Annotated in this window: 13 protein-coding genes; 4 read left to right on the top strand and 9 right to left on the bottom strand. The window is 61.4% G+C overall.

Annotation, left to right across the window (positions count from 1 at the left end):
* Positions 1-49 precede the first annotated feature (49 nt).
* Genes CAQU_RS04905 through CAQU_RS04890 form a run of 4 tightly spaced genes read right to left on the bottom strand, consistent with a single transcriptional unit; the run spans position 50 to position 8419 of the window.
* Entirely contained in the window at positions 50-2716 is a 2667-nt protein-coding gene (locus CAQU_RS04905) for an AAA family ATPase (protein WP_075725738.1), read from the bottom strand.
* Positions 2713-3867 (bottom strand): metallophosphoesterase family protein, encoded by a 1155-nt coding sequence (locus tag CAQU_RS04900; protein ID WP_075725736.1) that lies wholly within the window; start codon positions 3865-3867, stop codon positions 2713-2715. The genes CAQU_RS04905 and CAQU_RS04900 overlap by 4 nt, the downstream gene beginning before the upstream one ends.
* 60 nt (positions 3868-3927) lie before the next feature.
* Positions 3928-4956: an SWIM zinc finger family protein gene (locus tag CAQU_RS04895; RefSeq protein WP_075725734.1), complete on the bottom strand. Its 1029-nt coding sequence runs from the start codon at positions 4954-4956 to the stop codon at positions 3928-3930.
* A gap of 40 nt (positions 4957-4996) precedes the next feature.
* Complete coding sequence (locus CAQU_RS04890) at positions 4997-8419, bottom strand: DEAD/DEAH box helicase (protein WP_157108914.1); 3423 nt, start codon at positions 8417-8419, stop codon at positions 4997-4999.
* A 678-nt stretch (positions 8420-9097) separates the two neighbouring features.
* On the opposite strand from CAQU_RS04890, the gene putP reads away from it, so the two are divergent.
* The 3 genes from putP (at position 9098) to CAQU_RS04875 (ending at position 12111) form a co-directional block, all read left to right on the top strand.
* Complete coding sequence (gene putP, locus CAQU_RS04885; RefSeq protein ID WP_075728398.1) at positions 9098-10708, top strand: sodium/proline symporter PutP; 1611 nt, start codon at positions 9098-9100, stop codon at positions 10706-10708.
* Between the two features lie 176 nt (positions 10709-10884).
* Positions 10885-11535 (top strand): HNH endonuclease family protein, encoded by a 651-nt coding sequence (locus tag CAQU_RS04880; protein ID WP_075725730.1) that lies wholly within the window; start codon positions 10885-10887, stop codon positions 11533-11535.
* Between the two features lie 99 nt (positions 11536-11634).
* On the top strand, positions 11635-12111 hold the full coding sequence (locus tag CAQU_RS04875; protein WP_075725727.1) for a hypothetical protein: 477 nt from the start codon (positions 11635-11637) through the stop codon (positions 12109-12111).
* A 341-nt stretch (positions 12112-12452) separates the two neighbouring features.
* Here CAQU_RS04875 and CAQU_RS04870 read toward each other — a convergent pair whose 3' ends face one another.
* On the bottom strand, positions 12453-14510 hold the full coding sequence (locus tag CAQU_RS04870; RefSeq protein ID WP_075725725.1) for a DEAD/DEAH box helicase: 2058 nt from the start codon (positions 14508-14510) through the stop codon (positions 12453-12455).
* A gap of 150 nt (positions 14511-14660) precedes the next feature.
* Entirely contained in the window at positions 14661-15884 is a 1224-nt protein-coding gene (locus CAQU_RS04865) for an MFS transporter (RefSeq protein WP_075728396.1), read from the bottom strand.
* A 144-nt stretch (positions 15885-16028) separates the two neighbouring features.
* Here CAQU_RS04865 and CAQU_RS04860 point away from each other — a divergent pair, with 144 nt between their 5' ends.
* Positions 16029-16553: a hypothetical protein gene (locus CAQU_RS04860; protein ID WP_157108913.1), complete on the top strand. Its 525-nt coding sequence runs from the start codon at positions 16029-16031 to the stop codon at positions 16551-16553.
* Between the two features lie 89 nt (positions 16554-16642).
* Here CAQU_RS04860 and CAQU_RS04855 read toward each other — a convergent pair whose 3' ends face one another.
* From CAQU_RS04855 to CAQU_RS04845, 3 genes are all read right to left on the bottom strand, one after another.
* Complete coding sequence (locus CAQU_RS04855) at positions 16643-17383, bottom strand: hypothetical protein (protein WP_075725723.1); 741 nt, start codon at positions 17381-17383, stop codon at positions 16643-16645.
* 183 nt (positions 17384-17566) lie between these two features.
* Positions 17567-18451, bottom strand: coding sequence for a (2Fe-2S)-binding protein (locus CAQU_RS04850; protein ID WP_157108912.1), 885 nt, complete (start codon positions 18449-18451; stop codon positions 17567-17569).
* A gap of 94 nt (positions 18452-18545) precedes the next feature.
* Positions 18546-20108 (bottom strand): carboxylesterase/lipase family protein, encoded by a 1563-nt coding sequence (locus CAQU_RS04845; protein ID WP_075725720.1) that lies wholly within the window; start codon positions 20106-20108, stop codon positions 18546-18548.
* Positions 20109-20300: the final 192 nt, after the last annotated feature.

Here is a 20300-nt window from a genome sequence, read left to right as displayed (position 1 = left end):
ACAAGCACCCGCTTGTGCAGGACTTTTCTTCTGCCTAATAGCAGCCCGGCTAAGCGGCAGCCCCCAAAAGCTGCGACATCGACCGCACATCCGCGCCCGCCACATAATCGAAACGCTCCGGCGCGCACGTCAAAATGATCACCTGATGCTTCTTCGCGGCCTGCGCAATCAACGCAGACATCGCCCGCAACCGCAAAGAATCAGTATTGCCCAAAGGGTCATCAATGATCAGCGGCACTCCCTCGTCCTCCCCCACCAACTGGACAATCGCCAAACGCTGCAAGATCGACAATTGTTCTTGCGCACCACCCGACAACTGCGTCAGCTCCACAATCTCCCCATCCTGCCGGCGGCCAGATACCTCCAACTTGTCGTTGAGGTCGGTAGCCGAAGGATGACCAAACACGCTCGTCATCAACTGATCCAGCAAATCCGTATAGGGCTGCGCGTAGGCGGCACGGGCTGCATCACGACAACGCACCAGTGTCTCGAACAACACCTTCGCCGCATGCGCCCGGCGCGACACTGCCTCGAAGCGCCGGCGGGCGTCTGTGAGGTGTGCTTCTGCGTGGGCTAGTTGTTCTTCTATGCCTTGGGCTGCGTCGATGTAGCTGAGGTGTTTGTTGATGTCCATGTCGGCTTGGCGGACGGTTTCCAGGGTGCGTTCGAGGGCTGCGACTGCGCCTTCGGCGATGCTGGCTGCCATTTCGGGTTGTGCTTGTTCGAGCTGGGCTCGGGCTTGTTCGACTGCGCGTCCGGCTTCGGCGACTGCGGCTTGCTGGGTGTGGGCCAGGGCTGCGAGTTCTTCTGGGTCGTGTTCTTCGTCGAAGGTGCGCAGTTTGTCTTCTGCGCGGTTTTGGGCTTCTTTGGTGGCTTGGTGGAGGGTTTCGGCTTGGGCGAATTGTTGCAGCAGGGGTGAGTTGAGCAGGAGGTCGCGGTTGGTGCGGGCGTCGGCGAGGTGTTGGTCGGCGGTGTCTTCTGCTGTGGTGGATTGGTGGACTTGTGCGGACAGTTCTGCCAGGGTGTGTTCGGTTGTGTCTGGGGTGAGGGTGCTCAGGAAGGTTTGTCCGTCTTCGATGTCTTGGCTGAGTCGAAGCATTCGGGTGTCGAGTTCTTCGGCGCGTCGTTTGAGTTCGTCGAGGGTTTCTTCGCCGAGGAGGGCGTCGAGGGCTTGGTGGGCGCGTTCGTAGTTGTGTTGGGCGACTGCTGCGGCTTCGGCTTTGTCGCGGGCTTCGTCAAGGTTCTCTACCCCGAGGTCAACGAGTGCGGTGTGTAGTTTTTCCTGGAGTTTTTCGACGTCGTCTCGGGCTTGGTTTTCGCTGCGCCCGGGGGTGATGGTGGCGCGCACTTCGCCGATGGTGATGGCGATGGGTTCGGTGAGGGCGCGGGTTAGTGGGGTGTGTGCTGTGAGTTGGATGGTGTCGTCGCCGTAGGTGATTTCTTGGGTATTTTCGGCGACGAGTTCTACTTGGGTGCTGGTTGCTTGTAGGACGCTGCGGGCGGTGCGCAGGTCGACGTCGATGGTGGCGATGCGTTCAACGTCTGCGGCGCTAATGGGGCGGGTGTCGCGTTGTTTGTGTGCGTGATCGAGTTCGTTGCTGGCGCGTTGGGCTTTGTCGTAGAGGTTTTTGGCTGCGGTGGCGTCGGAGAATACTTGGACGAGGTCGCGTTGTGCGGTGACGCGTCGGCGTTGGGTGCGCGCTTGTTGGGCGTGTTGTTCGTGGTCTTTGATGTCTTTTTCGGCGGCGTCGAGTTTGTCGCGGTGTTGTGCGACTTTGTCGGCGAGTTCTTGGTGGGTTTGTGCGGCGTCTGTTGCGGCTTGTTGTGCTCGGGTGAGGTCTTTGGCGAGTTCTTCGCGGCGTTGGTGGAGTTGTTCGGTGTGGGTGTAGTCGGCGATGGCTTGTGCGCGGGTGGCGATGGTGGCGTCGTAGTGTTGTTGCACTTGTTGGGCTTGTTCGGCGGCGAGTTGTGCTTCGGCGACGTGTTGTTTGCGGGTGTCGATGTCTGCGGTGGCGGTGTCGCGTTGTTCGGTGAGTCGGGCGACGTTTTCTACGTGTTCGCGGAGTGCTTGGGCTTTTTCGCGTAGTTGTTTGCAGGTGTCTTCTGCGGCGGTGAGGGTGGTGGTGGCGTCTTTGAGTTCGCCGGCGGTTTTGGCGGTTTTTTCGGTGTAGTAGCGCTTGTATTCTGCGGCGGCGGCTTCGATGAGGTGGTCGTCGGTGTGGTGGGTGTGGTGGTGGTCGTTGGTGAAGGTGTCGAGGCTGCGTTGGAGGGAGGGCAGGCCGAGGGCTTGGAGGGCGTTGTCGAGGTTTCCTTGTTCGACGAAGAGGATGTCTTTGAGGTCGTTGTCAACGCTGTTGTTGAGTAGTTGTGCCAGGGCGTCTTCTGCTTGGTTTCCGGTGAGGGTGCCGCGGGAGGTTTTCAGCAGGCATTTTTTCTTGTAGTTGTAGGTTTTTTCGAGGTGGATTTTTTCGGTGCCGATGGTGGCGTCGAGGATGATGGTGGATCCTTCGGAGGTGCCTTTGGGGGTCATGTTTTTGGCGGGGGCTGCGGTGGATCCGTGTTTGAGGGTGAGGGCCTGTTGGAGGGCGTAAAGGATGGTGGATTTTCCTTTTTCGTTGGGCCCGTGGATGACGGTGACGCCGGTGGGGTTGAGGTTGTCGAGGTGGAGGTGTTCGATGCCTTTGACGTGGTGGAGTTCGATGCTGTGGATGATCATTGCTGGTCCTGGGTGAGTCGGAACATCAGGCTGAGGGCGTCTGTTTCGTCGTTGTCGATGAGTTCTTTGAGGGCTTGGTTGGCGTAGCCGTTGAGGTTGAGGTTGTCGAGGTCGTCGTCGCTGGGGTTGAGGGTGAGGTGGTGGAGTCTGGTGCGGGGGTAGAGGGCGGCGAAGGTGGGTTCGAGTTCGTTGAGTTGGTGTTCGAGGAATTGTTTGGTGGCGACGTCGACGGTGCCGATGAGGGCGTATTTGATGACGGTGCGTGGTTTGTCGGTGAAGCTTTTTAGGAAGGTGATGAATTCTTCGGCGTCGTGTTGGCTGTTGCAGTCGCGGGTGTGGGCTTGGAAGGTCCAGGTGCCGGTGGTGTGGGGGGTGACGGTGATGGCCGCGGGGCCGGTGGTGTCTTTGGTGATGTCGACGACGAGGCAGTTGCCGGAGTTGGTTTCGTTGCTGCCGGTGGTGGCTCCGATGGGGTGGCCGTCGAAGTCGTGGAAGTCGGTGACTTCTGGGGCGCCGGAGTAGTAGATGCGGTTGTGTTCGTCGAGTTGGCGGGTGGAGTGGGTGTCGCCGAGTGCGAGGTAGTCGATGAGGTGGTTGTCGAGTGCTTCGGTGACGGTGGCCAGGTCGATGGTGTTGGGTTGTGCGATGCTGGTGTGGCTGTCGACTGCGCCGTGGCCGCAGGCGATGCGGATGGTGCCGGGGGCGGGGGTGTCGAGGGTGCTGAGCATGCGTGCGACGGGGTCTTCGTAGGTGTGGCGGGTGAGCAGTGGTGCGGCGACGAGTTCGACGTGGTCGGTGACGGTGAAGGGCCCGGTGTGGTCGAGGACGGTGACGTTGTCGAGTTGGGTGGCTTGGTAGAAGACGCTGTCGGCGGTGAGGGGGTCGTGGTTGCCGGGGAGGAGGTAGACGGGCACGGGGATGGATTTGATGGTTTCTAGGGCCCGGTTGAGGGTGGTTTTCTTCAGGCTGTTTTTGTCGAAGATGTCGCCTGCGACGAGCATGAAGGCGCAGTTGGTGTCGTGGGCGATGGTTCCCATGGTGCGGATGGCGTCGAGTCGGGCTTGGTCGAGTCGGGCTTGGCCGTCGGCGTCGAGCATCCAGTAGGTGGCTCCGATTTGCCAGTCGGAGGTGTGAAGAAAACGCACGTTCATGTGTTCTTCTCTACCATGTGGCCCGCAATTGCGGTGGTGGTGTTGTGCCGGTGGTTGGGTTTAGGGGGTTGGTGGGGTGTCGTCGTCGAAGTGTGGGGTGTGGTCTTTGAGTCGGGGCAGGGGTTGGTTGTGGTCGCCGAGGGTGCGGTAGTTGTCCCAGCCGTCTCCGGTGGGGGCTTGGGTGAGGTCGATGTCGTGGTCGTCGAAGCTTCCGGTGTCGATGATGTCGTCGAAGATGTCGCGGAGTTCGTCGATGATGCGCATTTCTTCGAAGCGGCTGTAGGTGATGACGCGCAGGGCGGCGCGAAGGTGTCTGATGTCGCCGTGTTCGAGTGAGTCTCGCACGCCAAGTTCTGGGATGTCTGGGAGTGGGTGGCCTTGCCAGAAGTGTTCGGCGGTGGGGGTGTCGGGCTGGGAGTCTGTGGTGGTTTCGCCGGTGGTGTGGCCGGTGGTTTTGGGGGTGTTGTGGTGGGCGAGTTGGGCGTTGATGAGGGTGTCGGCGGTGAGGTGGAATAGGTCGAAGATGGTTTCGGGGTTGGTGTTGAGTCTGTCGTTGGTGGCTAGTGCCAGGGCGACGAGGTGTTTGCAGGTGTTGCCGCGGGCGTAGTCGGGGCAGCTGCAATTGAGGGTGACGGGGACGCGACTATACGGTGGGGTGGAGTCTTGTTGGGTGGGGCGTTGCCCGAGCAGCAGCATGTTGAGGCCGGTGGGGCTGTGTACTGCCCGCATGAGGCCGATTTTTCCGCCGGGGGTGGTGGCGAGGGCGTCGACGATTTCTTGCATGTGGGCGGCGGTGGGGTGGGATAGTTCGATGCTGGCGTGGAAGGGTTCGGGTTGGCTGCCGGCGATGACACCGCGGATGAGTCCGGGGGTTAGGGACAGCCGGACGACTGCGCCGTTGGCGGCGTAGGCTTTGCCGCGGCTGATTCTTCCGGCATCAGCGTTGGCGACGACGGCGTCGTAGATCATGGCCCCGGCGAGGCTGGTGGCGTTGTCGCTGGTGTAGTGGGGGCTGGCGGGGGTTGGTTCGGGGGTTCCTGGGGTGGGGGCGCCGAAGTTGACGTAGATGACGTTGTCTTTTTTAGCCATGGGTGGGTCCTTGCCGAAGGTGGTGGGTGCCGGGGGTCATCTAGTGGTTTTTTCTGGTGTTGATGTCGATGATGTGGCCGCGTTCGGCGTCGTCGACGGCGCTGTCGGGCCTTAAGGCGGCGTCGCCTAGTGGGTCGAGTCGGTTGGTTGGTTCATCGGTGTCGGGGAGTTGCACGCGGCTGGGTTTCCATTTGCCTGCCGCGTCGGTGTCGAGGGCTTCTGGGCTGTCCCACTGGGGGTTTTCGCCGGGGCGTGGGGCGTGGGCGAGGGCGATGTAGTGGTCGTCGGCTTCTTCGCGGAAGGCGACGAGTTTGGCGAGTTGTTCGGGGGCGAGTTGGGTGATCCAGCCTTCGCCGTGGCCGATGATGGAGTTGGCGAGGTGGATTTTGCCGGTGATGATGTCGTTGATGCGTTCTTCGAGGGTGCCGCGGGTGATCATTTTGTGGACGTGGACGTTTTTGTTTTGGCCGATGCGGAAGGCGCGGTCGGTGGCTTGGTTTTCGACGGCGGGGTTCCACCAGCGGTCCATGTGGATGACGTGGTTGGCGGCTGTGAGGTTGAGTCCGGTGCCGCCGGCTTTGAGGGAGAGCACCATGATTTTGGGGCCGTCGGGTTGTTGGAAGGCGTTGACCATGGTGTCGCGTTGGGTGCGGCTGACGGCGCCGTGGAGGAAGGGGATGTCGCCGCCGGTGGTGTCGTTGAGGTGGCGGGCGAGCATGGCGCCGAATTTTGCGTATTGGGTGAAGACGATGATTTTTTCGTCTTTGGCTAGTGCTTTTTCGACGATGTGGTCGAGGGCTTTGAGTTTGCCGGAGCGGTGGCGGCCGTTGTCCATGATGGGGCTGTTGTCGCCGGCGTAGTGGGCGGGGTGGTTGCAGATTTGTTTGATGGCGGTGATGAGGTAGAACACTGCGCCGCGGACGGGCCCGGTGTGGTGTTTTTTGGCGTCGGCGATTTTGGCCAGGAGGTCTTCGGTGACGGTTTTGTAGAGGGAGGCTTGTTCCGGGGTGAGGTCGACGAGGATGTTTTCTTCGTTTTTTTCGGGGAGGTCGTCGATGATGGCAGGGTCGGTTTTGACGCGGCGGAGGATGAAGGGCCGGGTGAGGGAGGCGAGTTTTTGGGTTTGGGTGGGGTCTTGGTATTTCTCGATGGCGGTGGCGAAGTGGTTGCGGAAGAAGTTGGGGCTGCCGAGCATGCCGGGGTTGGCCCAGTCGAGTAGGGCGCGCAGTTCGGAGAGTTTGTTTTCGACCGGGGTGCCGGTCAGGGCGATGCGTTGGCGGGCGGGGATGGCGCGCACGGCTTTGGCGGTGCGGGTGGTGGGGTTTTTAATGGCTTGGGCTTCGTCGAGGATGACGTGGTCGAAGGTGTGGGCGGCCAGTTGGGTGATGTCGCGGGTGGCGAGCCCGTAGGTGGTGAGGACGATGTGGTGGTTGGTTAGTGCTTCGTCTAGCTCGTGTTGTTGGGCGCACTGGGGGCCGTAGTGGGTGTAGGTGCGCAGGCTGGGGGTGAAGCGGGCGATTTCTTTTTCCCAGTTTCCGACCACGCTGGTGGGCACGATGATCAGGGTGGCGGGGGCGGTGGGGTTGTGGTGGCGTTCGTAGGCGAGCAGGCTCAGTATTTGTAGTGTTTTTCCTAGCCCCATGTCGTCGGCGAGGATGGCGCCGATGTTGTGGCTGGACATCCAGGACAGCCAGGCGACGCCGCGCTGTTGGTAGTGGCGGAGTTCGGCGTGGATGGTCTCAGGTAGGTCGATGCCGTCGGGGGGTGTGCCGTGGATGCTGGCGATCAGGGAGTCGTGGTAGCCGTCGCCGGCGAAGGCGACAGGGATGTCTTTGTCGGCTTCGAGCAGCATGCGGTGTAGGTCGGCGGCGGCGATGGTGTCGGCCGTGGGGGCGTTTTGAGCCTTGGTCAGTTCGGCGAGTTCGCGGGTGAGGTTGGCGTGTTCTTGGGTGTTTTCTGGGCTGGGTTCGAGGGTGTCGAGCAGTGCGAGGCGGGCGTTGATTTCCTCGATGCGGGTGGTGATGGTGCGTTGGGAGGTGTCTTTGAGTTGTGCGACGAAGTCGCGGACGCGTCGCATGGCGGCGGAGTCTGCGATGACCCAGTTGTTGCGGACTTTGACGAGGTTGCTGTGGCTGGTGAGCAGTTGTTCGACTTCTTGGGGGCTGAGTCCCATGCCGTCGAGGTCGATGTTGAGGGCGTATTCGACCATGTGGTCGAGTCCAAGCTGGGGGGCGGTGGCGGTGGCTGCGGCGTCGTGGCTGCGGGTGTCGATGCTTAGTGAGGCCATGGCGGCGGACCAGTTTTTGGGCAGCATGACGTGGATGCCGGCTTTGTGGAGTGCGGGGACATCGTGGGCGAGGAATTGTTCGAGTTCTTCGACGGTGAGGACTACGTCCCAGCTGTCGTCGATGGGTTCGCCGAAGTCGTCTGTGAGGGGCTCGAAGACGGTGTGGGCGGGGCGTCCGGCGTTCAAGGTGGGCGCGGTGGCCAGCACGCTGGTGTGGAGTTTGTTCAGTTCCGCGTCGGTGATGCCGGGGATGGTGATGTCGGTGCGGGTGGTGGGCGCCCCGGCGCCGACGCGGAGCCGGAGTTTGATGTCGAAAAGGGGCTCGTCGGCATGGGCGCCGGCGGTGGCCAGGTAGCTTTCCAGGCGGGTGCGCCCGGGTTTGCCGAACTCGTCGCCTTCGTCATCGTCGACGAGGATGACGATGGATAGTGGCACGGTGGATACGGAGCTGCGCCAGGCGTTGAGTTTGCTGACCATTTGGGGCCCGCCTTTGGCTAGCGGGGTGGTGGTAAGTAGTGCTTTGGTGAAGGGGTGCAGGCTGTGGGCGGCGTAGATGGCCTGGTTGGGGGCAATCAGGTTCAGCACCACGTGGTGGAACAGGGTGGCGGCGAAGGAGTCTGCGAGTTGAGCACCGAAGTTGCGGGTGAGTACTTCGGGGGCGGCGGCTTCCATGGCGGCGAAAAACTGGGTGGTTTCCGGGCCGGCGGCGAGTTGGAAGATGGGGTACCACTCGTTGCCGACGGCGTGCATGCCGATGGTGATGCGCCCGGTGCGGGCGAAGGTTTCAAGCGCGGTGGACAGGTGGGCGAGGTAGCGCAGTTCGGGGCCGATGGTGTCCCATTGGGTGCTGGTTCCCAGCGCGGTGATGGTGGGGGTGTCCTCGGGTTGGGCGTGGGGTGCGCCTTCGGCGATAGCGGCGAGGAGTTTGATGGCCATATCCGGCAGCAGTGGTGTGGTGGGCACGGTGAGCACCGGTAGGCGGCCTTTGGGGCTGCGGAGGACCACTTTTTCGCGCCCTTTGGCAGTGATCGGCGAAAGCAGGGTGTCGATGGCTGGGGGCAGGGCGCCGGGGGGAAGGTCGTGGAGTTTGAGCACGCGGTGGCCGTCGATTTGTTCGACCCATAGCGCTAGTTGTTGTTCGCGGGTCCATAGGCCGTGTAGGACGTACTCACTCATAAGGGGCAAGTCTAGTAGGCGGTGGGTGCTGGTGGTGGGTTGCTGATGGGTGGGGTTTGCCCACCTGGGGCTCACAGGGTTTTTCCAGGTTTTTCTTCCCTGGTGTGAAATCCCGGGTCGGCTGCGGGCGCCAGGTGGTGTGACCTGCACAAAGCGGGGGTTTTGTGGGGGTGACAAGGCGGGGGTTTTGGGGTGGGTGCGTGGCGTTTTCTTCCACGGACTTACCCCCGTTTTGCATGGTTTATGTTTGGTTTAGCCCCCGTGGGCGCGTAGGGTGTGGGCCGGGCGCTGCCCGGGATCCCTGAGGCAGTCGGCCACAGTGTTGCTGTTATTTTCCTGTCAACGACTGCTTGGATTTCAGGGGCACGCTGTGCCCGTGGCGCGCTGGTGCCGACTTGTGCGCGCGGGGGTGACCCCGCTGCGGTAGCTTGCGGCGAAAAGCGCAGGTGCGCGCGTGCTGGTGCGTGGGGTGTGACGCACCGCAGCAGTAAATGAGTAAATAATTTTCGATATTCCGTGCATCACATCGCTTCAGCGACCATAATGTGACTGGTACAACACCGGCCGATTGTTTTTTGCCACGACAACCACCCCTTATGTTTCGTGGAGGCTTCCCGGCCGGTGACGGAAAAACTTTTTGTGTAAATAGGAGGCCTGTCTTTCATGACCTCAGAAGGAATAAGCCAAAATACTTGGTTTATCATCGCGATCGTCATCTACATGCTGGTGATGCTCGCCATTGGTTATTGGAGTTATCGTCAAACAGACGAGTACGACGACTACATGCTGGCCGGCCGCGGTCTCAACCCTTTCGTGGCGGCACTTTCTGCGGGCGCATCCGATATGTCCGGATGGCTGCTGATGGGTCTTCCCGGCGCGCTGTTCGTGTCCGGTATGGGCGAGTTGTGGATCGCTATCGGTCTGCTCATTGGTTGTTGGGCGAACTGGATGTGGGTGGCCCCGCGTCTGCGGTCCTACACCGAAATCGCCGGCAACTCGCTGACGTTGCCGTCGTTTATTGAGAATCGTCTGCACGATTCTTCCCGCGCGTTGCGCGTGCTGTCTTCGATTGTGATTTTGGTGTTCTTCACCTTCTATGTGTCTTCCGGCATGGTGTCCGGCGGGCGCTACTTTGAGGCTACTTTTGGTGGCTCCTACATTGACGGCATGCTGATCGTGGCCGCCGTGACGGTGGCCTACACCTTCATTGGTGGCTTCCTGGCGGTGTCCTACACGGATGCGGTGCAGGGCATGCTGATGTTTGCGGCGCTGTTGATCGTTCCGGTGATGGCGTATTTCGCACTGGCTGATACTTCCACCCTGTTCACCTGGGCGACCGATAAGCCTTATGGCCCGTGGCCGGAAGGCAACCCGGAGTTCTTCTCCATGATCAAGGGAATGAGCGCCATCGGTGTGATCTCTGCCTTGGCGTGGGGCTTGGGCTACTTCGGCCAGCCGCACATCGTGGTGCGTTTCATGGCGTTGCGCACCCCCGGTGAGGCCAAGACCGGCCGTCGCATCGGTATTTTCTGGATGCTTTTGTGCATCATCGGCGCGACTGCGGTCGCCGTGATCGGTACCTCGTTCTTTGGTCAGGATCCCTCCATCGCGGTCACCGACCAGGAGAACTTCGAGACGATCTTCCTGGATATGGGTCGTATCCTGTTCCACCCGCTGATTGCCGGTCTGATTCTGACCGCCGTGTTGGCGGCCATCATGTCGACGATTTCCTCCCAGCTGTTGGTGACTTCTTCTGCCCTGGTGGAAGACATCTACATGATCGTGGTGAAAAAGAAGCCCTCCAGCCAGGTGCTGATTAACCTGTCGCGTACCGCGGTGGTGGCCGTGGCGGTTATCGCCGGTCTGATGGCGATGAACCCCTCCGATTCCATTCTTGGTCTGGTGGCGTTCGCGTGGGCGGGCTTCGGTGCCGCTTTCGGTCCGCTGCTGATTTTCGCGCTCTACTGGCGCCGCCTGAATACTGCGGGCGCGATCACCGGCCTGGTGGCCGGCGCTGTCGTCGCCTTCGCATGGGGTCAGGGCTGGCTCAACCCCGCCCTGGAGGGCATGGGTCTGGGCGCGTTGACCGACCTGTACGAGATTGTGCCCGGCGTGATTGCCGCGACCTTGGGCATCGTGGTGGTCTCCCTGGCCACCCGCAAGCCGGATGAGGCCATCCTGGAGGAGTTCGACCAGGCCACCATGTTGGCCCGTGCGGTGGAGAAAAACCCCGACATGTCCGTTGAGGACATGGCCGAAGAAATCATCGACGCACCTGAGGCCCGTTAAAAGTCGATTCTTCTTCGCTTGAACTATGCGGGAGAACAACTCCCGCAAAACGGGCTTCCTGTGGCGCCCTGTCCCCTTCATCGTCGTTATCGCGAGGAGGTGGCAGGGCGCCACTTGTGTGTGTCAGGGGGAAAGAAAAACCACCGCGTTGGCGTTGTGCGTCTACACCTGATGTGATGCGTCGACGTTTTGTGATTCTTGGTGCGCTCAGCGCGCTTTTGGCCGCCGGCCAGCTTGCCGTGGCGTGGCAGTCTCCGCCGGCAACCCCGGGGCACCAGCCGCCACCACTGGCGCAGTCCTTATCGCAGGTTCCCACCACAGCCCAACGCCCCCGCGTCCTGGGCTACCAGCGCAGCCACTTCGGCAGGGGCTGGGCTGCCGATCCTTCCGGCTGCACCACCCGGCACACGCAACTGCAACAACAACTTGCCGGCACCACCGTCGACGCTTCCTGCCGGATCCGTGGCGGGCAGGCCACCTGCCCGTACACCGGCGCGGCCATAAACAGCACCAATGTTGAGCTCGACCACGTGTTTCCGCTGGCGGCCGCCTGGGATTTGGGGGCCGCCACCTGGAGCGAGCAACAACGCATCAGCTTCGCCAACGATCCTGACAACCTCATCGTGGTCGCCACGAGGGCCAACCGGGACAAATCCGATCAGCTGCCCGCCGAATGGATGCCCCCAGCCAGCAGCGCCAGATGCTGGTATGCCCGCAAAGTGGCCGTGGTTGCCGCCCGCTACCAGCTGGCGCTGACGGAGGAAGATATCGCCACCATGAAGCGCAGCTGTCTGGTTCGCGAACTTCCGCTAAGGCAACTAGGGTAAGAAAATTCATACGTGTTTTCGCCCCACACGGGGTACCGCCCTGCTGGCAAAGCACGTAGCTTGCCCACCCACAACATGGAATGAGTGCTTTTAGACACCATGAACCTTATTTACGCCGCCCACGTGATCACCGCGATTTTGTTTCTCGGTCCCGTCATGTTCGCGACCTCCACTTTCCAGGTCCAGGCACTAGCCGCCCACAAGGGTGACGCCCAAGCCGTCGGATCCGCAGCCCTGATGTACCGGGTCACCACCATCTACGGGGCCCTGTCCGGACTGGTGCCGGTCTTCGGCATCGCCGCCTGGATCTTCGCCTACCCCCACCTGATGAAAAACGGCCTGTACCACGCCAGCATCCTGCTGTGCATCATCGCCTGGGCGGTGCTGTACCTGGCCATCATCCCCCGCCAGCGCACCATGATGGCCGGGCTCGGGGCTCTCGACCCCGACCAGCCGGGCAACAAGAAGGTCAAAAAGGTCAGCGACTGGAACAAGACCAAGAGCCAGCTGTCCATGTTTGGCGGCATCTTCAATGGTCTGTGGCTGCTGGTCGCCCTGCTGATGGTCATCGTTTAAAGACAAGATCTCACACCAGCCCCACGCCACCTGACACGCCACCTGACACGGCACTGCGAAGTTGCACAGCTGCACAGTTGCATAGCTGCACAGTTGTGAGTTCGCGCAAGTGCACTGTGCCGTGTCAGGTGGTTTTTGTGTCTTCCCTACTCCCCTGCCCCGCGGCCACGGCAAAAACCTGGGAGTGCTGGCACACATAGAGTGTGGCCCTGCGCGACACACAAGCGCACGGCGTGCGCCCAGCTGCTGACTTGTTGGTGCAGGCAGACAAAAAGATCCCGTGGACTTTCTGGTTGAAAGCCCACGGGATCTTCTTTTGCGTTTGTTAGCGCTAGCTTCGCTTAGTAGCGGTCGCGTCCGCCACGGAAACCACCACGGTCACCGCCGCGATCATCGCGATCCCGGCCACCACGACCACCGCGGAAACCACCACGGTCATCACGGCCACCACGGAAACCACCGCGGTCATCACGATCCCGGCCACCACGACCACCGCGGAAACCACCACGGTCATCACGGCCACCACGGTAACCGCCACGATCCTCACGATCCCGGCCGCCACGGTAACCACCACGGTCACCGCCACGTTCACGGTTGTAGGCGGGGCGACCGGCCGGCGGGCCCGGATCCGGCTCAATGTTGATCAACTCGCCGGAAATCCGAGTATCGGACAAAGCGTCGAAGACCTCACGCGGCAGATCCTTGGGCAGCTCCACCAGGGAGTGCTCCATCAGGATGGTGATGCGACCAAAGTCACGGTTGGACAGGCCGCCCTCGTTAGCCAACGCACCAACAATTGCGCCCGGGCGGACGTGCTGACGCTTACCAACGGCAATGCGGTACACGGCCATCTCTTTACCGTCGCGATCGAAACGGCTCGGGGCATCCCGGTCGAAACGCTCACGGCGCTCGCCCCGGTCACCACGATCACGGTCGCGGTCGCGCTCCCGGCGCTGCTGCGGCAGCTCCTTGAGCAAGAAATCATCGGCCTGCACCTGGGTAGCCAGGGCGGCGGCGATGTCCTCCAACGGCACATCGTGCTCATCGGAATACTTCTTGACCAGGCCACGGAACATCGCCACTTCGGTGTGTTCCAGGGACTCGGTGATGGAATCCATGAACTTCGACTTGCGGAACTCGTTGACCTCGTCAACGGTCGGCAGCTCCATCTCCTCCAGCGGCGCGTTGGTGGCGCGCTCAATGGAACGCAGCATCCGACGCTCACGCGGAGTGACGAACAAGATAGCCTCACCCGAACGACCAGCACGGCCGGTACGACCAATGCGGTGCACGTAGCTTTCCGTGTCGTTGGGAATGTCGTAGTTCAACACATGGCTGATGCGATCCACGTCCAAGCCACGGGCAGCAACATCGGTCGCAACCAGGATGTCCAGGCGGCCATCCTTGAGCTGATCGACAGTGCGCTCACGCTGAGCCTGGGCAATGTCACCGTTGATGGCGGCCGCAGAGAAACCACGGGCGCGCAGCTTCTCAGCCAGCTCCTCAGTCTCGTGCTTGGTACGCACGAACATGATCATGGCCTCGAACTCGGTGACCTCAAGAATGCGGGTCAACGCGTCAAGCTTGTTACGGTGCGCCACCGACAGGTAACGCTGAGTGATGTTGGTGTTGGTGCGGGTCTCACTCTTGACGGTGATCTCGCGGGGCTCGTTCAGGTACTGCTTGGACAGGCGACGAATCGCCGGGGGCATGGTCGCGGAGAACAGTGCAACCTGCTTAGTGTCGGGAGTGTCAGCGAGGATACGCTCGACGTCCTCCTGGAAGCCCATGTTCAGCATCTCGTCGGCCTCGTCCAGGACGAGGAACTTCAGCTGGGAGAGATCCAGGGAACCCTTAGACAGGTGGTCGATGACACGACCCGGGGTGCCCACGATGATCTGGGCGCCACGACGCAAGCCGGACAGCTGCACGCCGTATGCCTGACCGCCGTAGATCGGCAGCACATGAATGCCACCAAGATTGTCGGCGAAAGACTGGAAGGCGTCAGCGACCTGCAAGGCCAACTCACGGGTGGGGGCCAGGACCAAAGCCTGGGGTGCTCGCAGCTGCGAGTCGATGCGCGCCAGAACCGGCAGCGCAAACGCTGCGGTTTTGCCCGTACCGGTCTGTGCAAGGCCCACCACATCGTGGCCTTCCATCAGCACCGGAATGGTGGCGGACTGAATGGGGGAGGGAGTTTCGTAACCCACCTGAGCGACTGCGGAAAGCACATTCGCGGGGAGTCCTAGGCCATCAAAGCCTTCGTTCGGGCCGGTAGCCTCAGATTCTTTCGCTTCCCCGGCGGCTTGTTGCTCGCCCTGCGAATGATCTTCCACTTCCGACAAAATGACGTTTTCCGGCTCGTTTACGTCGCCGGTGACGTTATCGGTATTGCTCATTGTTGAATCCACACTACGCAACAACGACCTATAAAGCCATTCGCGCCACCTGCACAAACGCTACCCAGGCCACCCTTTCGCACCCGCCCACTAGCCGTGAGCAGGGATAAATACCTATTGATATACGAGTGCAGCAATAGGTTTTCTTCGTCACACCGGGCGCGGAACAACCTTTGGTGGCAACGTTTCACGACCAAAAATCCACGCCACAAACGCCACAGCGCCCACCAATCCACACACCGCAAACCCCGGGCCATACCCATAATGATCGGCAATGACACCCACGATCAAAGGGCCAGAAATCGCACCCAAATCCTGGGCCATCTGATACGTGGACAACACCGTGCCACCCGACCGATGACGCCCAATAATGTCAGCCATACTCGCCTGCTGCGCCGGATTGACCGCACCAGCACCCGCACCAGCCAACACCGAAAAGACATAGAGCAACACCAGCGAATCACTCAGCCCAATCAGCGAAGCAAACACCGCATTGAGCGCCACCCCAAACACAATCAACGGCCGCCGCCCCACCGAATCGGCCAGCCGCCCACTGAACTGCAGGGCAATAGCGTTACCCACCGCAAACATCGCCAAGGCAATACCGGCGACTTTAACGCCGTTGGCAAAAGTCGCCGCAGCAAACAGCGGAACCACCGCCACGCGCACCCCAAAGTTCGTCCACCCCATCGCAAAGGCACTGGTCACCGCAGCCCGATAGGCCGTATCGCGCCAGCCCTCAGCCAAGGTCATCGGCGCGGCAGTTGAGGATTTATCCACCGCCCGCATCGCGGTTGGTTTCAAACCAACAGCGACCACAACCGTGGCCACCATCAAAGCCACCCCGTAAATGACGAAAGGAAGCCGCATCCCCAGCGGGCTCAACGCCGCCCCGACCACCGGGCCGATGATATTGCCCAACAAAAACGCCGTGGCATACGTCGAAGAGGCGCGGCCCCGAATCTCCTCCGGGGCAATGCGCACAATCAAGCCCATCGCCGAGACCGTGAACATGGTGGAGCCAATCCCGCCCAGCGCCCGCAGAATCAGCACATGCCAATAGTCCCCCGCGGTAGCCACCGCCATCGTGGACAACGCCACCGTCGACAAGCCCACCAAGTAGGTGATGCGAGAGCCCAAAAGATTGACCAGCTTGCCCGACACCGGGGCAAACACCAAACGCATGCCCGCAAAAGCACTGATCACCGCGCCAGCCGCTGCGATACTGACATCAAAACTGCGGGCAAATTGCGGAATGATCGGCGCAACCAACCCATAGCCCAGTGCAATGATGAAAGCCGCGCCGACAAGAATCCAGATCTCGTGCGGAATCGGCACTTTCGCCGCCGGCGCCGGGCGGTTTTTTCGACTCATAAAGGTGGGCACGGGCATACCCTAACGCCAAACCCTTTAACCGAACCAATGGGCACCTAAAAAACCCAGCCCACACCCGCCGGATTCGAATGCATTTTCGAAAGATTTGGCCGGTTCTTGCACGGCGTCTTCTACTGTGGCGGCATGCGAAACATCACCGATATCACCAGCCGCCTGACCGAGACCCACCAACAGCCCCAGCGCCCGCGCATCTCCATGCAGGAGCGCACCATGGACATTGCCCGTACCCAGCGAGAAACCCTGCTGTCGCTGGAGTCGATCATCGCCCACCCCCGCGCGCTCACCCGCACCTCGGGCACCTGGCGACCACCATCGAAAAAACTTCCCGCCGTGGCGGACTGCCCACCGCTGACCGTCAGCCTGCAGCGCCTACGCCTGGGTCACACTGCCAAAGACATCATCCGCACCAGTGGGGAGATTCGGCAGCCAGCGTTTCTCATCAGCGCCCGCTTCAGCTCCCCGCAGGGCCACCCCGTTGAGGCGGAATGGGCACAAGGATGGGTGCGTGCCCTGCTCTCCGGCGCGGCAAGCTTCGACATCCACGAACTACTCGGCGAGTCCTCCCCCACCCTGTGCTGGGTCACCAACCGCCACCTCGAGCCGCTGCGCTCCCCGGGGGCGCTGTTCGACGCGGCACACGCGGCTTAAACACCACACCCCGCGCACCTTATTTCTTTCGACAATGAAGGTGCGCGGGGTGCGCCGAGGAAGAAGAACTGACAACAGCGGCAAAAGCCTTATCTGGTCTCGTCCGATTCGACCTCGTCATCCTCGTCCTCATCCTCGTCAAGTACAGGAGGAGGACCGACGACGTCTTCGTCGTCGAGGCCAAAAATGTCGTAGACCTCCGGCTCGTCCTCCACAGCATGAGCCGACTGGGATAGGGCCCGCTCCCAATTGCCGGCGTGCTCACTAGCCAGCTCCAGGACGTCCAAAAGACGGTCGAAGTCAGTGTAGGTACCCAATTCCAGTACCTCAGAAGTCAACGGAACAGCCCAGGCCGCTTCGTCTTCTTCCGCATCATCGTTGGGAACCTCGAAAATGACCCGGGCTTCCGGCTCAGTCCCAGAATCATCGATCAGCACCAGCAAATAGGAGTTGTCCCCCACCTCGGCGGACAACACGTTGGGGTCCTCATGGTTTTGGGCGAAATCCAGATCCTGGATGCGCTCATCGGTGCCCTCCATCAAATCGCGGATGAATGTCACCACCAGATCCGTGGTGATGTAGCGCTCGATGGTGGTCACGGCATCGTCGGTGGAAAACACCACGCCCACGAGTTCCGGGGCGAATTCCTCGCCGGTTTGGTCGTCGACCGCCGCGATATAAACGTTGGCGGCGGGAACGACGGGGTCAATCTCAACGAACTGCACCTCGACGCCACTTGTGATGGGAACCATCACATGATCGTCGTTGCCTACGCGGTACTCGATGCTGGCCGCGTCGAGGGCCCTGGCAATGTCAGCGAAAAAGCTCATGTTTTAAGGCTCCTGAAAAGCGGTGTTTGCCCTCACCACTCGCCCCTTGTTGAAGTGACGATGAAGCGCGAAACAATCCCGAATGTTTGGCGCTATGCGACAACCCCGGCACTGTTGCGCGCACCCTGGGTGCGGCAAGCACGTGTTGATGGTGTCTATCACCAGCAGCCAGCCTAGTGGTGTTTACAAGGATGCGACGTAGTTTAGGAGTTTTTCTTCCCGATCCTGGGGTAGCTGTTTGGGGCACGACAGGCATTTCCCGGCCCGCGGTGAGTGATAAATCATGCAGCACGATGACCTTTTCGCCACCACGTGGTCGTCATCATCAATGCCGCAATCCCCGGCGCGCGCCTTATCGTGCTCACCCCGGTCAAGCAGGTGCCCGTCGCGAATGATGTCGAATCGTGGGCTGGGTACGTGTTCTGCTAGGCCGGCGTTGAGTGCCCGTGCGATTGCGACGCCGCGGGCCGGGTCGAAGCTGTCGTTTCCGACGGCCACCGCGTGGGTGACGAAAGCGTCTCCCAAAACTGCCCATAGTGGGGCGGGTTTGACTTCGAAGCTCGCGCCGATGGCCGCGATGATGCGGCTGGCGCCGGCTGTCATTGCGTGTGCCGAGGCGGCGCACGCGTGGAGTTCTGCGAGATCGTCAGGGTCGTCGATGGTGGCGGATAGTTCGGCCAGTGCTTGTTGTGTGGGGCTGTTTGGTTGCAGCCCGGTGAGGAAGGTTTCCACCTGCTGTGCCGAGATCAGGTCGGCGGGTAGGAAGCCACACCAGTAGGGGTCCGGGTGTCCGCTTTCTTCCACGTGGAAGATTTGTCCTTGTTCCAGGTCGAGGCTGGGGATTTTGTAGAACTCCACCATTGCCGTCACGCTTGCGCTGACCGTGGAGTTGCACCAGGAAAACCACCACAGTTGGGCGGCGTGTTTGGGTTCGATGTCGTATTTTTCTACCGCGCTTGTGATGGCGGCCCCCAGGGTGTCGGGGTGACAAAAGTGGGCGATATCGCCGTGGCAGGCTGGGTTGTCCGGGGGCGTCAGCGTCGGCTGGAAGCGGGGGTATTCAGCCATGACGTGGGCGAGTGTCCGGGATAGCTGTGCCACTGGCCTGTCCTTTGCGTGTGGTGTGGTGGGGTTGGGGGTTTTAGGGTGTGCGGCGGAGGGGCTAGGAAAAACCGATGGTGTTGTCCATGGTGACGCCGTCGGTGGTGAAGCGTTGTTGGCCTCTGCCCCATTCCGTCATGCGGTAGTCCTGCCAGGCGCAGCGCATTACTTTGCCGGGGTCGTAGGCGATGCTGTGTGGGGTGTCGACGATGAGGGTGGCCCTGTCGGTATCGGGGTGGTAGTGGGGCCAGTCGGGGCCGGGGACCCCGTGGTGGATGAAGTGGCCCCAGTGCCATTGCATGAGTTCTTTGACTTGTTCGGCTTGTCCTTCGTCGCCCATGCGGTGCACGGTGGAGATGCGGGACGCGGCGGCATCGTTGAAGATGTGGGCGAGCTCCATGGAGTGGGTTGCGCCCATGCCGATGCGTCGCATGAGCATGCTGGCGTAGTCGTAGCGGTACATCCAGGTGGGGTTGCCCGCCAGGGCGTGGTTTTGGGCGATGCGTACTGAGGGTGCCCAGAACACTGCGTCGGTGATCAGTTGGGCGAAGTCTTGTCGGGTGCGTGCCCCGCGGTAGGCCTCGAGCACGCGGGGCGCGTGTTCGGGGTCGTAGGCTTTGAGCATTGTCAGTGCCCGCGCGCTGCGGGGTGCTTTGCGCATGTAGAACAGTTTCGCGAAGCTGGCTTCGTCGTTGTTGGTGCCAATCAGTAGTGGCACCGGGGCGCTGTGCCCGGCTTTGAAGGTTTTGAGGGTGTGTTGGGGCAGGAGTCCTTCTTCGCGGGCGGGGCCGAATGCGGAGTTGAGTTGGCCGAAGGAGGGGTTGCGCCACAGCATGGATTGCCCGGCGCGCACCAGGTCGCCGGCGGGTTCTTCGCGCAGCATGTCCAGGGGTGTGCCGGCGGGCAGGGCCATGTGTTCGAGGAGGCTTTTGGCCCAAAAGGCGGCTTGGGTGCGGTGGTGGAAGGTGGCTGCTGGCGCGGATTGGGCGATGGCTTTGTGGAATAGTCCGTGGGCTTGCTCGCAGGCCATGAGGGTCAGCACGGCGGCTCCGCCGGCGGATTCGCCCATGATGGTGACGTTTCCGGGGTCGCCGCCGAAGGCGTGGATGTTGTCGCGTACCCATTGCAGGGCGAGGATTTGGTCGTGGAGTGCGGGGTTGGCGGTGGTGGTGGGGTCGTTGTCGGCGAGGCTGGTCAGGTCGAGGTAGCCGAAAACACCGAGCCGGAAGTTGATGGAGACGTAGACGACGTTGAGGTCGGTGACGAATTGGTGGCCGCGGAGGATGGCTTGGTGGCTGGCGCCGAGGATGAAGCTGCCGCCGTGGAAGTAGACGACGACGGGCAGTGTCTCGTCGGTGTTGGGCCGCACGATGTCGAGGGTGAGGCAGTCTTCGGTGCCGGTGGTGCGGTCTTGCCAGGAGTAGACGGGTTGGAGGGCTGGTGGTTGGTAGGCGTCGGCGACGCGTTGTTCGGTCCAGGTGGGTTCTGGTGTAGGGGGTCGCCAGCGGCCGTGGCCTGGTTCGATGCGGCCGAATGTGATGCCACGCCAGCTGCGTCGGCCGTCGTGTTTTACCCCACGCAGTGGCCCTGGTGCTGGGATCCGGGTGTGGCGTTTGGGGGTCATGCCACTACGGTAATAAACATGGTTTTAGTGGGGGTAGTGGTGGGGTGGTTTTGGGTTGGTGCTGGTGGTGGGGTTGGTGCTGGTTGGTGGGTGTTTTGGGGCACTGTATGTTTTGTGTCATTTTTGCCATTTTTGTCGTGTTTGCCACCTAGCAAGACCAAAATAAGACCACAAGACCACCACCCCCACACA

Source organism: Corynebacterium aquilae DSM 44791 (assembly GCF_001941445.1).
Classification (GTDB): Bacteria; Actinomycetota; Actinomycetes; order Mycobacteriales; family Mycobacteriaceae; genus Corynebacterium; species Corynebacterium aquilae.
This window is presented reverse-complemented; position numbering and strand designations above follow the sequence as displayed.

What these genes read in the sequence shown, in the direction of transcription:
- CAQU_RS04905 (WP_075725738.1), bottom strand. Translation starts at nt 2,716, where the DNA reads ATGATCATCCACAGCATCGAACTCCACCACGTCAAAGGCATCGAACAC.
- CAQU_RS04900 (WP_075725736.1), bottom strand. Translation starts at nt 3,867, where the DNA reads ATGAACGTGCGTTTTCTTCACACCTCCGACTGGCAAATCGGAGCCACC.
- CAQU_RS04895 (WP_075725734.1), bottom strand. Translation starts at nt 4,956, where the DNA reads ATGGCTAAAAAAGACAACGTCATCTACGTCAACTTCGGCGCCCCCACC.
- CAQU_RS04890 (WP_157108914.1), bottom strand. Translation starts at nt 8,419, where the DNA reads ATGAGTGAGTACGTCCTACACGGCCTATGGACCCGCGAACAACAACTA.
- CAQU_RS04880 (WP_075725730.1), top strand. Translation starts at nt 10,885, where the DNA reads ATGCGTCGACGTTTTGTGATTCTTGGTGCGCTCAGCGCGCTTTTGGCC.
- CAQU_RS04875 (WP_075725727.1), top strand. Translation starts at nt 11,635, where the DNA reads ATGAACCTTATTTACGCCGCCCACGTGATCACCGCGATTTTGTTTCTC.
- CAQU_RS04870 (WP_075725725.1), bottom strand. Translation starts at nt 14,510, where the DNA reads ATGAGCAATACCGATAACGTCACCGGCGACGTAAACGAGCCGGAAAAC.
- CAQU_RS04865 (WP_075728396.1), bottom strand. Translation starts at nt 15,884, where the DNA reads ATGAGTCGAAAAAACCGCCCGGCGCCGGCGGCGAAAGTGCCGATTCCG.
- CAQU_RS04860 (WP_157108913.1), top strand. Translation starts at nt 16,029, where the DNA reads ATGCGAAACATCACCGATATCACCAGCCGCCTGACCGAGACCCACCAA.
- CAQU_RS04855 (WP_075725723.1), bottom strand. Translation starts at nt 17,383, where the DNA reads ATGAGCTTTTTCGCTGACATTGCCAGGGCCCTCGACGCGGCCAGCATC.
- CAQU_RS04850 (WP_157108912.1), bottom strand. Translation starts at nt 18,451, where the DNA reads ATGGCTGAATACCCCCGCTTCCAGCCGACGCTGACGCCCCCGGACAAC.
- CAQU_RS04845 (WP_075725720.1), bottom strand. Translation starts at nt 20,108, where the DNA reads ATGACCCCCAAACGCCACACCCGGATCCCAGCACCAGGGCCACTGCGT.